The organism is Bacillus sp. LR--39 (assembly GCF_053613335.1).
In genome coordinates this window covers 1-515 of the sequence record NZ_JBSIOT010001618.1, presented here as the reverse complement: position 1 = coordinate 515, position 515 = coordinate 1, and the positions used below count along the sequence as shown (strand labels likewise).

1 protein-coding gene is annotated in these 515 nt (G+C 52.0%); it reads right to left on the bottom strand.

The window, feature by feature from the left end; all coding sequences use genetic code 11:
* Positions 1–515, bottom strand: a 515-nt coding sequence (locus tag ACWHAR_RS32125) for an amidohydrolase family protein (protein ID WP_452089053.1), incomplete at both ends; no start/stop codon positions are given.

Genomic DNA, 515 nt, shown 5'->3' with positions numbered 1-515 from the left:
GAAATTAGTTCCAAAGACCCTTCCAGCTCTGGCGCAAGTGTGACTAATTTAATGTTATTCCCTGAGATGCGCTGCCATTCTTTAAATAACGAAAGATCCGGCGCTATAATGTCATCCGGCGGCTGGGCGCCGCACCGCTTTTCTGAAATAAAAGGGCCCTCTAAGTGAACGCCTAATACTTCGGCTGTTCCGGGCCGTCCGCCGGCTTCCTTATACCGGTGAACGTTTGCCAGCGCATGCTCGATCGTGGCTTTATCTTGGGTCATCGTCGTCGCCAGGAAGCTTGTCGTTCCTTCTTTCGGCAGGGCTTCAGCCATTGTTTGCAAAGCCTCGGCTGTTCCGTCCATGACATCTGCGCCGTTTGCCCCGTGAATGTGGACATCGATCATGCCCGGCAGCACTTTGAAGTTCTCCGGAAATGTCAGCTGTTCTGCCGTTTGTGCGGAAGCTGGAATATCAGCCATTGGTCCGTAAGCCTCGATTTTTTCTCCATTCGTCAGAAGAAAACCGTCTTC